The following is a 13,427-nucleotide window of genomic DNA, read 5'->3' on the forward strand; positions in this document are numbered from 1 at the left end:
GACGGCGTGCGTATCGATGCGAGGGAATTGACATGATCAAGCAAGTGACCGTTGCCGTGTCCGTAGGCGTTTCGGCATTGCTGGCCTGCGCGGCATTCGCGGCGCAGGAGAAACGCCTCTTCGAAGTGTCCATCGACATTCCGGCCCTGGAGTTCTACGTGATCCCCAGCGAGTCGGACTGGATCCACCTTGCGCAGCACCTGCCATGGCGTCCGGCCACATCGACGCTGGGCGGCTTGCGCAAACAGTTCGATGTCAAGACCGACAGCAGCGCCATCGAAGCGCGGCTGGAGAGTTTTCCCGTCTTGTCCGGCGGACAGGACGCCCGGGATGACATCAGCCTGCACGTCACCTTCAACGGTACGGAGTTGAGCAACAACCCGGTTCCCCGCCAAGTGGTGTCCCGCGAGGAAGCGGTGGCGGGCAAGCGCGTGCTGCTTGAAATCGTCCCCAGGATGAATGCCGACGGCTACAAGCCGGGCGACTACCACGGCAGCGTCAACATCATTTTCAACATAGCGGCGCCGGCGGGTTGACCACCGGGACGCACGAAACCATTTGCTCACCAGGAGCTGAACCATGACTTCACCCTTGAACAAGGCGAACCGGCAAGCCGGTCCATGCGACGGACCGCCACCGGAGGTGGCTTGCGGGTTGCCCCCCATGATCCATGCGCCGCAGACCCCGGCCGATATGACTGCTACCGAGCAGGAGGCAGGCTGACCCATGAAACGATCGAGTTGCTGGCTGGGACTGCTGGCGGTGCTGTTCCTGTCGCCGGCCCAGGCGCTCAATCTGGAGATCCGGGCGCTGTTTCGGCCTGATCCGTCACAGCCGAGTAAAAACCTGTTCGTCAACCAGACGCCGAACAGTGGCTACTGTGTGATTAACCCGGTCGAATGTGCGAACAACGGTATGTTCAGCATTGAGATACCCACCCGCTTCCATGTCGGGCGCGCGATCGTGCCGGGTGAGGGCGTCGGGATACAGGCACCGGCCAATTGGCGGCGGTTGACGGTGACCAACGCCATCACGGGCGACAGCGAAACTGTGGAGGTGCGCATCATCGGCATTGGCTCGACCTACAGGCTGTACCAGTCGGCCGCCAGCCTGGTGGGTGTGACCGATCCGCTTGAGGGGCACGAGAAACTCTGGTCCAGCAGTTGGGTCTACGCTCCCTCGCCGTGCACCTACAGCGGTGTCGCGTACTATTCGCCCGAGACCTACCGGTTCTTCTGGAAAGTCCCTGTCGAAAGCGCCTGCACGAAGGTGGCCGCCTACCGGATTCCGGCGATGGCGTTCGATAACCTCGATTTCGCTTATGAACTGCGTACGCCCAATCCTCTGGGCATGTCGTCGGGGCAGTACACCGGCTCCCTGACCTACACCCTGGGGCCTGCGGGCGATTTCCAGATGGGTTCGACGATGCATCCGGTCGACACCACGCTGACCCTCGACTTCGTGCTGGACGTGCAGCACACCCTCAAGGTCGAGCTGCCGCCGGGCGGCAACAAGATCGTGATGGAGCCGGCGGGAGGGTGGCAGCGCTGGCTGGAGTCGGGCAAAAAACCGGTGGAGGTTTTCCGCGAGCAGAAGTTTTTCCTGTCTGCCTCGTCACCCTTCAAGGTGATGCTGGTCTGCCACTGGTCCAGCGGTGGCCCCTGCAGCATGGGCAACGGCCAAGGGGGCGCTACCGAGTTTCAGGTGGGCTTGACGGTTCCGGGAGGCATCGTCGGCCCAGGCAACACCGACGGGTGGTCGGGCACATTGATGCATAACACTTGGTTGGGGCCCTTCGAACCTGCCCGCTACATCGACCGGCGACAAGGTGTCCTGCGTTTTTTCATCAAGGATGCCATGGCTATCGACCAATTGCTTTACACCGGCGGAACGCATCAGGGCAGCGTCACCATTATTCTGGATTCGGAGGTGTGAACCTCGGGGGGGACCGCCAATGGGCAGGGAACCGTTTACTCAGCAGGGAGCTGAATCATGACTTCACCATTGAACAAGGCGAGATGGCAGGCCGGCCTGTGCGGCTGGCTGCTGTCGACGGCGGCTTACGGGCTGACTCAGGAAATCCGTGCCGTGTACATTCCCGATCCGGCTGATCCGCAGACCAACAGGTTCGTCAACCAGACACCGCAGAGCGGTTACTGCGCCATCGTTGCCAACGATTGCAAGCCGATGTCAGGGGTGCGGATTCCTGTGCGTTTCAGTTCGGTGCAGGCGATGGAGCCGGGCCACACCTTGCGCGACGGCGCCATGTTTAATTTCCCGGCACAGTGGCGCAGCCTGGAAGTCAGGCATGTGTTCACTGGCGAGACGGCCACCGTGGGCATGCGCATCGGCGGACTCGGCTCTGAATATGTGCTGAGCGACACAGCCGCCAACTTGACCGGCGATCATGGGGGGATTCCCAACCGGGCCCACGATACCTTGTGGGGAGGTCGCAGTTGGGGCTCGGCGCCTCCACCGTGCCTGCCCGCAGCCGCGGCGGTCGCTGGCGACGACAATTACCGTTTCTTCTGGTTCACGCCTGTCATCGGCACTTGCGCCAAACAGACAGCCTTCACGATCCCGTGGATGACCTACAGCTACCTCGACGTGGCTTATGAGTTGCAAATGCCCGACCCGTTGAAAATGTCGGCGGGCCTCTACACAGGTGAACTGACCTACGGCGTGGGGCCCGGCATGGATTTCGACACCGGCGACAACCTGCTGCCCGACAGCTCGCAGGTCACCTTTCGCTTCGTGCTGGATGTGCAGCATGTTCTGAAGGTCGATATTCCACCGGGCGGCAACAAGGTCGCGCTGGTGCCGCAGGGCGGCTGGAGCGCTTGGTTGCTCCAGGGTCGCAAGCCGGAGCGGCTGTTCCGCGACCAGGCCTTCACCATCACCTCCTCGTCGCGGTTCAAGATGTTTTTCGAATGCCAGCACGGCGGGCTGCAGTCGTGCGGACTGCGCAGCCAGAACGGCGGCGGTGCGCCCGCCCAAGTGTTCCTGAGCGTCAGCCTGCCCGACAGCATCACGGACAGCGACGGCCGGCCGGTGCGCCGCCAGCCGCTGTCGGCAAACCCCGATGCTCCGGTCTTCCAGCCGGGGCGGTTCCTGGATCGCACCATGGGCACCCTGCATTTCGAAGTGCCGCGCAGCTACGTCGAGGACATGCTGCAACCCGGTCAGGCCAACCGCTACGTCGGCAACGTCACGGTGATCTGGGACTCGGAGGTCTAGCGGTCTCCCGTCACGGCCACGGTCGGTGTTGCGGGCGGCTGACATTGGGTGTGGGTACCCGGTTGCAGGTATGGCGTGAGGATCGGCGCCATGCCCTTGAGTACCTGCACCGGGAGGGCCGAGGTGAAGGTGAAGCTCTCTGCCGAGCGCCCAGGCACGAACGCGGTCAGGGTGCCGAAATGGTTGCTGCCTATATAGAACACGAACGTGGCAGTGCGGTTGAGCGACTTGGAACTGAGGATGCGCCCGCCGGAGCCGATGGCCTCGATACGGTTGTCGCCGGTGCCGGTCTTGCCGCCCATGGTCAGCGGGCTGCCGTCGGCCAGTTTGAAACTGCCGGAGACCCGTTTGGCGGTGCCTGAATCCACCACTTGGGAAAGCGCTTCGCGCATGGCGGTGGCAACCTCGGACGGCATGACCCGTTTGCCCACGTGCGGGTCACTCACCAGCCGTGTTTCGTAAGGCGTGTCGGCGGCGAAGTGCAGGCTGTCGATGCGCAGGGTCGGCATGCGCACGCCGTCGTTGAGGATGGTGCCGATCAGTTCGGCCAGCGCCGCCGGACGGTCGCCGGAGCTGCCGATGGCGGTGGCCAGGGACGGCACCAGGTGGTCGAACGGGTAGCCGACCTTCTGCCAGCGCTGGTGGATCTCCAGGAACGCCTCGATCTCCAGCATGGTGCGGATGCGGCTGTCGCGGGCCCCCTTGTGCTTGCTCTTGAACAGCCAGCTGTAGACCTCCTGGCGCTCGAACTGGCTGGCCTTGACGATCTGCTTGAAGTCGGCGTCCGGGTGGTTGAGCAGGTAGCCCATCATCCACAGGTCCAGCGGGTGCACCTTGGCGATGAAGCCCTGGTCCGGCAGGTCGTAGGTGCCGGGCCCGTAGGCCAGGTAGAGCCGTTCCAGGCGTTCGTCGGTGAGTTTCTCGGTGAGCTTGGCGCCCTTGAGGTGCGAGCGCACGAAGGTGTTGAAGTCTTCCTGGCTGGCGTTGGGCAGCAGGTAGCGGTGCACGGCGGCCATGCGGATCGGGGTCGGGCGCATGCTGTCGAGGAAGGTGTCGAGGCGCGCCTGGGTGTCCTTGTTGCGGTATTTCTTCCAGAACTTGAGCAGGAACGAGGTGCCTTCGCGGTCGGCAAAGGAGGCCAGGTATTCCTGGCGCCGGGGGTCGCGGTCGTCCTTGAGCAGCTCGGCGCTGTTGTTGGGGCCGGAATAGGTGGTGTAGCGCACCAGGTCGCGCATCAGGCGGATGAACGGCAGGTTGATGGATTCGCGCAGGGCATCGCGCAGGGTCGGCATGCGGCCGTTGTCTTCCTTGCGGAAGTTGTGGAACACGTGCAGGCCGCCGCCGGTGAAGAACGCCTCGCCGGGGCTGGCCGAGTACTTGCGGTCGAGGGCGGCACCGAGCATTTTCGAGAGGTCGCGGTCCTTGTTCTCGATCAGGTAATCGACCGCCCAGCGGCTCAGGCGGTCCTGGTCGGGCACGTCGACCTTCTTCAGCTCCGGCACGCTCAGGCCGGCGTACTTGTCGTGCAGCTCGGCGATGATCTGCAGGTAGGTGGTCAGCACGCGCATCTTGGCCGTGGAGCCCAGTTCCAGTTTGCTGCCTTCGTTGATGTCGAAAGGCTGGTCGGTGCTGTCGGTCTGCACCCGCACGCGCGAGCCGTCCGGGGTCAGCTCGAACAGGGTGAAGCTGTAGCGCACCTGGGTGGTGCTGGTGGGCGTGAGCAGGCGCTCGCCGATCAGGCCGATCTGTTTGGCGAACTCGGGGTCGGCGAGTTTCTTCAGGTACTCGGTGGCCTGGGTCTGCAGATCGCCCTGCAGGGTGCTGGTGGCCGACAGGTCGAGGCGGTCGAGATCGTACAGCGGCCGGTTGAGCATCGTGGCCAGACGGCTGCGGGCGACGCTGATGCCTTTGTTGGTCTCGATCGGCTGGATGGTCGGCTGGGTCTGCCAGTCGCGGTAGCTCACCTTGCTGGCCAGCGCGGCTTCGGCCAGCGGGGCGTCGATCACGCCGTTCTGGCGCAGCAGGCGCAGGTGGCTGTCGGTGAGGTCGGCGAGTTCTTCGCGGCCCTTGGTCAGGTAATGGGACGGACGGCGCTGGGCGATCATCAGCGAGAGCATCTCGCGCAGGGCCAGACCTTTGGCGGCCATGGTCTTGGCGTCGGCGGCGGGGCTGTTGAGCTGTTCGTTGGCCTCGGCGAAGTCGCTGCCGTACCACACCCGCAACCCCTCGGCCATGCCGTGCACTTCGCCGTGGCCGGGCACCGCCGACAGGGGCACGCTGTTGAGGTAGTCGCGCACGATGTTCTGCCGCGCCGCCAGGGTTTCAGGCCCTGCCTGATAGGCCCGCACGCTGGCGGAGATCATCTGGCGGATCTTCTCGGCGCCCGACACCGTCAGGCCGTCCGGCGAATGGCGGTATTTCTCCAGTTGCGTGGCCAGTGTGCTGCCGCCGGCGGACTGGCCGGGCAGGTGGAGCATCTTGGCCACCTGCGACCACGCGGCCATGCCGAAGCGCGGCCAATCCACCGCCGGGTTGGCCAGCGGTTGTTTGGGGTCGAGCAGGAAGCGGTTCTCGATGAACAGCAGGCTGTTGACCACCACCGGTGGAATCGAGTCGAAGCTGGCGTACAACTGTTGTGGATAGTTGTACTGGTACAGCGGTGCGGCGCGGCAGTCGGTGATCGACAGCCCCGCCTGGATCTTTTCGGAATAGGGCACGAACAGGCCCTTGTCGGTGTAGCCGAGCAGGGCCGGTGAAAAACGGGTCTGCTCGGTGATCACGTAGGAACGCTTGAGCAGGCGCGGCAGAAATTCGTCGAGGGCGCTGTAGCCCAGGCGCAGGTCGAACGGCCCGTTGCCGGGATAGCGGATCGCCTCGCTGGGGCCCTGTTCCAGCGTATAGGTCAAGGATTGCGCGTACTGGCTGACCTCGCGGGACTGAAAGCGCGAGGTGCGGATTTCCTTGGTCGCCGCCAGGCCCACCACCACGGCAATGATCAGCACCAGCAGCCAGAACGCCTTCCAGCCATGCCGGGTACGGCTGCGGGGCGGTTTTTCAGGGACAGGCGCTTGATCCACACGGTCAGTCGGAATCACGTTTTCACTCGAATCGGTCTGCAGCAAAGCGCCCATAGTCGATTGATCCATTCACGCAGATTGATCGGACTTGTCTGAAGCTTAGACGGTGGTTGGAACAGGTGAAAATTTTGTGATGGAACGAGCGGTGGCCGCTGCCGACCGGTCGGGGGTGACCGGAAGCAGCGGCGTCGGGGATCAGCGTGTGGGCGCGCTGTCGTTTCCGAGCAGGTTGTGCTTTTCGAGCAGCGCTTTCGTCTTGTTGCGACGTGATTGCTGTTTCTCGTACCTGATGTCCTTGGATTTTGCCTCGTACTCGTTCTCCGTCAGTTCTTTGCGTTCGTACTGATCATCAAGCTCTGCCAGTTTTCGGGTGTATTGGGCGACGTCTTGATCAAGAGTGTCACCGTATTGTGCCTTGAGAAAATTTTCCCAGAATTCGAGTTCGAGCATCCCGTTGACCAGGCCGTCGCCCGCCTCCAGCGAAAGGACGGTCCTGTAAGCCGCGTCGAGCATGTCGTGGCTGACCCCACCGATTTGCCGGTACAGCATGCGCTCGGATTGCCAGGGCAATCCCAGACGTGCGCTAAGACCGATCTGGTAGGCGAGATAGATTTCAACCTCTTCCGCTCGGCTTGGGCGTTTGCGGACTTCTTCCCGGGCGATGGTGTTCACGCTTTCCAGACGTGCGGCCCCCTTGGCCAAGGCCAGGAGACGGCGTTCCAGTTCCTCATGGGACGTCGAGTAGTCATACGCCTGTGACGCGAGCACCAGTACCCCTATCTTGTTGAACTCCTCGGTGACGGCGTCGACGCAGGTTTCCGGGTTCTCTATCGTTGCGAATACGTCCTCACGCAACTGCGTATTCAGATCCATTGCCTCGATCACATTCCAGACCCGGCGCGCGAGCTGCTTGCGTAGCTCTTCATCTGCGGCGGTGTAGTCGGCGGATCGGGTCAGCCGGTTGATGACCTTGAAAAAGCCTTTGCTTTTCTCTTCGGCCTTCAGGCTTTGCCAAGCTTCCTTGCGCTGCTCACCCAGCCCCGGATCGGGTTTGAACAGCAGCGAGTCGGTCTCCAGCGGCCACTTTTCAATGTCGTTTTCGGTGGGCTGCTCAACGTTGACTTCTTTAGGTCTGCCTACTTTTTCGCGGTAGTCGAACAGCCGTTTACGTTCATCTTCCGGCAGTTTCCACTGGGAGATCCGTGTGCGGGCCAAGATCCACGCTTCGGGTGAGTCACGCGTGACGTTCAGTACCTTCGGTACGGTCTGGATCGGACTGCCGGTCAAATCGACATTAAGGCCACGAGGGCGGGGTCTGCTCAACAACCCGACCGGCCAGTCCGTGAGGTTGGTCCTGCGCAGTGACAGCACCCTGAGATCGGGCATGTCGCAGACATCGGGCGGTAGGGTCAACGGGTTACTGTCCAGTTGCAGGGTCTGCAGTGCGGTCAGCTGTCTGAGGCCCTCCACGGAGGCGTCCGTCAGGACAATCCGGTTATCGTTCAGGCGCAGGGTTTCCAACCCCTTCATCGAGTAGACCGCTTCAGGCACCTCGGTCAGGTCACAGTTGCGGGCGCTGAGCCGGCGCAGTCGGGGGAAGTCCTTCAGCATCCCCGTGGCGCGCGCGGAGAATCTCATGTTGTCCAGGTTCATCACAGTGATCTGATCCAGGTATGTCTTGATGTCCATCTCAAGCAATTTTTTCCACCAGGATTCCAGCTCAAAGCCAAGCAGTTCCTTCGACAGATCCAGGATGTATCCGTCGTCGAAGCGGATGTTGCGTACACCGAACACGTTGGACTCACGCCTGAAACAGGCTTTCATCCTTTGGATGATGTGGTGGGCGTTGCGGGGCGGGATCGACGGCTCGTCAGGCAGGGGGCTGGACATCCGTACGCCCCAGTTATCCAGCGCCGTATCAATCTCGCGCAACTGGATCTCCAGTTTTTCCACTACTTCGATGGGGTCGGTGCCGACGGGCAGGGACCGTATGAACGTATCGCGCTCTGTCTCTCTCAGCCGCGGATACAGGCGTTGCACGCGTTTCTCCAGCACCGTGAATGTTCGGCCGGGACGGTGGAAGAAGGAGACGATCCAGTTCCAGGTGGCGCGCAGCATCCAGTGGGTTTCTTCGGCGGCCACCGGGCGCAAAGGCGCCGTCAGCATCGCCTTTCGGCGCACCTCGGGCGAGAGATTCTTGTCCGTCAGCCACTGGCGAAGGATCGGGCCGTCCCCCGGCTTCAGATTGAATCCCGATTTTTCGGGCAAGGCCTGCAGGATCGCTTCGTATACGGTCTGGGCGTCGAACAGCGGGTTGCGGCCACCATCGAGGACAGCGTAGTCGCCCCGCTGGCGGCGCAGCAGCACACGGCGGTGGGAGGCGTCTTGGGGGCCGACGCTGCTGCGCAAGGTGTTGTCGAGATTGTCGTCACGGATCTCGATACGCACATCCTTGAGCGCCTTGCGATCCATCACCGTCTCCAGGGCCAGGCGCTCGGTGTCGGCGGTCAGCGGACGACTCTTGTAGAACCCTTCATACGCTCGGGCGAGGCGGATCTCGAACGCGCATTCACGGGCCTTGACCTTGAAGTCGTGTGGCAGGCGGCGTCGACTGGCCAGCGCCTCCAGGGCAGCGGGCGGTGCTTCCCCGATCAGCCGCTCGGCGATGGCTGCAGACAGTTCAGGGTGCAGCCCCTGCAGGCGGCGAGCGTGCGGGTCCTGGCTTTGCTCGCGACTGCCGTAGGTGTGGTCCGCAATCGACTCGGCGCGCGAATCCAGCATGTCCGCCAAACGATTGCGCAGCGCCGGCAATCGTTCGCTCACCGGCACGTCCGGTCCGAGCAGGCGTTTCATCTGCGAGTCATCGAGGAACCCGACCACGGCCACCGGCAGATCGCCGTTCAGCACCTGCGTCTGGCTGACGGACAAGGTGGAGTGCGGACTGGCCTTGGGATTGCCGTAGCGGTAGTGGCCACCGTTGAAGTCGGATCCGTGAAACACTTTCAAGGCGCATTCGGGCGGCCATCCCGGTAATTCGGTGACTATCTGGGGGAACCACGTATCTCTCGGGTCAAGCGCCGCGCCTGTGCGAATCCGCCGTTTCGCCAGACCGACATCCTCGAACGCCTTGAAACGCTTGAGGGTATCGTCCAGGAGGAGCGGGGGCGGAGCGTTATCGGCGTGCATGCGTTGCAGCGTCTCGACATCCGTGGCACTGATCCGGCGTACGTGTTCCAGCTGCTCGGCACTGAGCCCGTCGGTGCTGTGGCCGAGCCGGCGCATGAGCGTGGCGCTGTCCCACTCGTAGGGGTTTTCGCTTTCGTACCGCCAGGCGCCACGGCCGTTGTGCTCCAGCCTGGGCTCGTAGGCGTCGGCGCGATTGGGGTGGCGGATGCGGTACTGCCCGCTGGCCGGATCCTTGTGCACTTTCAGGTGACGGTTTACGAGGCGCAGTACATTGTCCCCCTCATGCCGGTACAGGCCTTGGGCGTCGGGCGTCAGGGTGTCGGGCAACGCCAGACTGTGTTCGTAGGGCGCGATGTCCGGGTACCACAGGCGTGTCTCCCCGTTGGGCAAGGTCACCGCATGCATGGATTCGATTGTCGGTGACAGTTTGAGCTTGAACTCCCGGGCGATCGGGATGCCGGCCCCCATCGCGCCCAGCTGAACGATGTCGCTGACCACACCGACAATGTGCTCCGTGCCCTCGCGCCAGACACCTTCGGCCAGGTCGACCACGCCCTCGAGGGTTTCATTGGCCAGTTGATAGGCGGTGTAGGCCAGCATCAACTCGCCCAGGCCCGGCACGAAGGGAGCGACGACCATCACGGCGACGTTGAGGATCTCCAGGGCGATTTTCTCGATTCTGTCCCACCATGCCTGACGTTGCAGACGGTCGACGTCGGCGGTCGGGACGGCGAGCGTGCGCGCATCGTTGAGAACCTTGTTGGCCAAGCGCCGGTAGAGATATCTCCAGAGGGGTTGGGTGACGGGAAACAGCTCGAAACGCAGCGCCCTCAGATCCGGCGGATTTTCGCGCCAGGCCGGACGCGGGTCGCCCGCAGCCCAACCGTGAAAGGTAACGGGCGCCAGGTGCTGCGCCAGCCTGGCAAAGAATTGGCCGCGCTGCCCATGGTCGACGAACTGACTGAAGAACTGAAGGTAGCTCTGGCCGCTGGAGGCAAGCGTCTGGTTCTCCCGCAATTGCCAGAACAGTTCGTCCCTGAAGACGTTTGCGTTGCGGTATTGCTTGAGCGGATGCCGAGGGTCGTGGGGAACGTAGGCAATGACCGTATCCGAGATCAGCGGCTCGCCGGGCGTGGGAGCGATGAGCAGGATGCCGGTAAGCCTTGCCTCCAGCAAGCCCAGTTCGAAGAGCTGCATCGCCTGGCCTTTGAGCGCCAGGTTTGTCTGCCCGGAATGCAGCGCATTGATCAGGGTGAAGGCTTCAGGCGTGATGTCTCCGCTCGCCAGGGCCATTCGTGCGGCGGCCTTCAACGCGGTCCTCATGTTGTTCTGGACGCTGGTTTCCAGATAGGTGCGGGCGACGCGGTTAGTGGTGAGCAGCAGCGCCTCCAGACGCTCCTTGTAGCGTGCGCCGATGTCCAGGTCCCGGCACAACCGCTTGAACTGGTCGATGCTGATCAATTGCTTGATGGGATAAATGTCGTAGAGCCCCTTGTTCGGATCGGTCGAGATCAGGAAATCGGACGCGGCGTCGAATGTTTCATTTTGCGGAAAGTTGTGCAGGGCAGCGTCAAGTAATGAAATGGTCGTGGGTTTGAATCCACCAAGTTCAACTTTTTTATAGAGTCTTATGTGGATGTTTCTCACGTCGACATCAAGCTTGTACTGCTGAAGAAGTTTGTCCTTCAGCAAGGGTTCGGCGAATGTCCTCACATCCCTGAGTGAGGAGAATAATGTGTCGACAGCGTTTTGCGTCTCCCACGCCTGGCGGTTGCTGTAGGCCAGGTTTCGCTTGAGGCTGGCGTCTTCCGGATTCATCCAGGCGGCACGTTGCGGCCGGATGTTGCGTAGTGCTTCGCTGCGGTGCAATGCCATATTGGCGAAGACCGGAGGGATGCGCGACTTTATCAATTCGTGATGTTTCCCTGAATAACTATTTGTTTCGCTCATGGCGTGTGCCCGTAATTAGGATAGGGGCTTCAGGCTAACGCCAGTGTTCAAGAAAAATAATTCAAAAGTTGGTGGGGTCGACGCGTCGGATAAAGAGGAAACATTTAAATCTGATATTTAAAAAGTAGGTGGCTACTACCTTTGTGCGCATCAGGATGCCTGTGCGCGCGATGGGGCGTTGGCGATTGTTTCTCTGCCGTGCGCATGACCGCCCCGCGCCGGGCGTGCGATACTCCGCGGCGTCCCGTTCACGACATTTTTTGCAAAACAACAGGTAGTCTGTTCTGTCGAAAGACGGTTCTGCAGGTTGTGTGGCTGTTTTCTGTGGTTTTTAAAGCGAAACTCTCTGTGGCGGGCTTTTTATACTGCATGCCCCGCCGATCCCGCAGGCGATGCCTGGGGGACGCCTTTGCCCACGAGGCAGACGCGGCACCGGCAAGCCCCGGCCCATCGGCCAAGGCTTCGCCGCTCGGTGGCCCTATCCAATAACAAGACGAGGATGTCTCCCATGCCAGTCGGCAACCACTCACCCCACGGCGAGACCGCCCAAGGCGGCCCGCTCAAGCGCGAGCTCGGCGAACGGCACATTCGCCTGATGGCGCTCGGCGCCTGCATCGGCGTCGGCCTGTTTCTCGGTTCGGCCAAGGCCATCGAGATGGCCGGCCCCGCCATCATGCTGTCCTACATCATCGGCGGCCTGGCGATCCTGGTGATCATGCGCGCCCTCGGCGAAATGGCCGTGCACAACCCGGTGGCCGGCTCGTTCAGCCGCTACGCCCAGGATTACCTCGGCCCGCTGGCGGGCTTTCTCACCGGCTGGAACTACTGGTTCCTGTGGCTGGTGACTTGCGTCGCGGAAATCACCGCCGTGGCGGTGTACATGGGCATCTGGTTCCCCGACGTGCCGCGCTGGATCTGGGCCCTGGCGGCGCTGGTCAGCATGGGCGGGGTCAACCTGATCGCGGTGAAGGCCTTCGGTGAGTTCGAGTTCTGGTTCGCCCTGATCAAGATCGTCACCATCATCGCCATGGTGCTGGGCGGCATCGGCATCATCGCCTTCGGCTTCGGCAACGACGGCGTGGCCTTGGGCATCTCCAACCTGTGGAGCCACGGCGGGTTCATGCCCAACGGCGTGCAGGGCGTGCTGATGTCCCTGCAGATGGTGATGTTCGCCTACCTGGGCGTGGAGATGATCGGCCTGACCGCAGGCGAAGCGAAGAACCCGCAGAAGACCATTCCCGACGCCATCGGCTCGGTGTTCTGGCGGATCCTGCTGTTCTACGTCGGCGCGCTGTTCGTGATCCTGTCGATCTACCCGTGGAACGAGATCGGCACCCAGGGCAGCCCCTTCGTGATGACCTTCGAGCGGCTGGGCATCAAGACCGCCGCCGGCATCATCAACTTCGTGGTCATCACTGCGGCGCTGTCGTCGTGCAACGGCGGCATCTTCAGCACCGGGCGCATGCTCTACAGCCTGGCGCAGAACGGCCAGGCCCCGGCCGGCTTCGCCAAGACCTCCGGCAACGGCGTGCCGCGCCGCGCCTTGCTGCTGTCGATCTTCGCCTTGCTGCTGGGCGTGCTGCTCAACTACCTGGTGCCGGAGAAAGTCTTCGTCTGGGTGACCTCCATCGCCACCTTCGGCGCGATCTGGACCTGGGTGATGATCCTGCTGGCCCAGCTCAGGTTCCGCAAAGGCCTGAGCGCCGCCGAACGGGGCGCCCTCAAGTACAAGATGTGGCTGTACCCGGTCAGCTCCTGGTTCGCCCTGGCGTTCCTGGTGCTGGTGGTGGGCCTGATGGCGTACTTCCCGGACACCCGGGTGGCGCTGTACGTGGGGCCTGCGTTCCTGGTGCTGCTGACGGCGCTGTTCTATGTGTTCAAGCTGCAGCCGAACCCTGCGGAGCAGGGCGCGGTGCGTTCGGCTTCATAAGCCCTGACGCCTGAAACACCTGAGCCCCGGCCCGCAAGGCCGGGGCT

The 13,427-nt window shown here is 62.6% G+C and carries 6 protein-coding genes; 4 read left to right on the forward strand and 2 right to left on the reverse strand.

All coding sequences use genetic code 11. The annotated features are described in order from the left end of the window. Window positions 1-32: 32 nt before the first annotated feature. The 3 genes from CAG33_RS00060 to CAG33_RS00070 all read left to right on the forward strand — a co-directional run bounded on the left by CAG33_RS00060 (window position 33) and on the right by CAG33_RS00070 (window position 3,237). Window positions 33-536, forward strand: a complete 504-nt coding sequence (locus CAG33_RS00060; protein ID WP_085580135.1) for a CS1 type fimbrial major subunit — start codon at window positions 33-35, stop codon at window positions 534-536. Between the two features lie 190 nt (window positions 537-726). After that, window positions 727-1,935, forward strand: a complete 1,209-nt coding sequence (locus CAG33_RS00065; protein WP_085636518.1) for a hypothetical protein — start codon at window positions 727-729, stop codon at window positions 1,933-1,935. Between the two features lie 57 nt (window positions 1,936-1,992). Next, on the forward strand, window positions 1,993-3,237 hold the full coding sequence (locus CAG33_RS00070; RefSeq protein ID WP_085636520.1) for a hypothetical protein: 1,245 nt from the start codon (window positions 1,993-1,995) through the stop codon (window positions 3,235-3,237). Here CAG33_RS00070 and CAG33_RS00075 read toward each other — a convergent pair. Both CAG33_RS00075 and CAG33_RS00080 read right to left on the reverse strand, forming a co-directional pair. After that, window positions 3,234-6,368 (reverse strand): transglycosylase domain-containing protein, encoded by a 3,135-nt coding sequence (locus CAG33_RS00075; protein WP_085580141.1) that lies wholly within the window; start codon window positions 6,366-6,368, stop codon window positions 3,234-3,236. The genes CAG33_RS00070 and CAG33_RS00075 overlap by 4 nt on opposite strands. A 141-nt stretch (window positions 6,369-6,509) precedes the next feature. After that, window positions 6,510-11,450 carry an NEL-type E3 ubiquitin ligase domain-containing protein gene (locus CAG33_RS00080; RefSeq protein ID WP_085636522.1) on the reverse strand — a complete coding sequence of 1,647 codons (4,941 nt, stop codon included), beginning with the start codon at window positions 11,448-11,450 and terminating at the stop codon, window positions 6,510-6,512. 508 nt (window positions 11,451-11,958) lie between these two features. On the opposite strand from CAG33_RS00080, the gene CAG33_RS00085 reads away from it, so the two are divergent. Continuing rightward, entirely contained in the window at window positions 11,959-13,380 is a 1,422-nt protein-coding gene (locus tag CAG33_RS00085) for an amino acid permease (protein WP_085629431.1), read from the forward strand. The last annotated feature ends 47 nt before the right edge of the window (window positions 13,381-13,427 follow it).

The sequence above is a fragment of the Pseudomonas sp. B3(2017) genome (assembly GCF_002113595.1).
GTDB lineage: Bacteria > Pseudomonadota > Gammaproteobacteria > Pseudomonadales > Pseudomonadaceae > Aquipseudomonas > Aquipseudomonas ekonensis.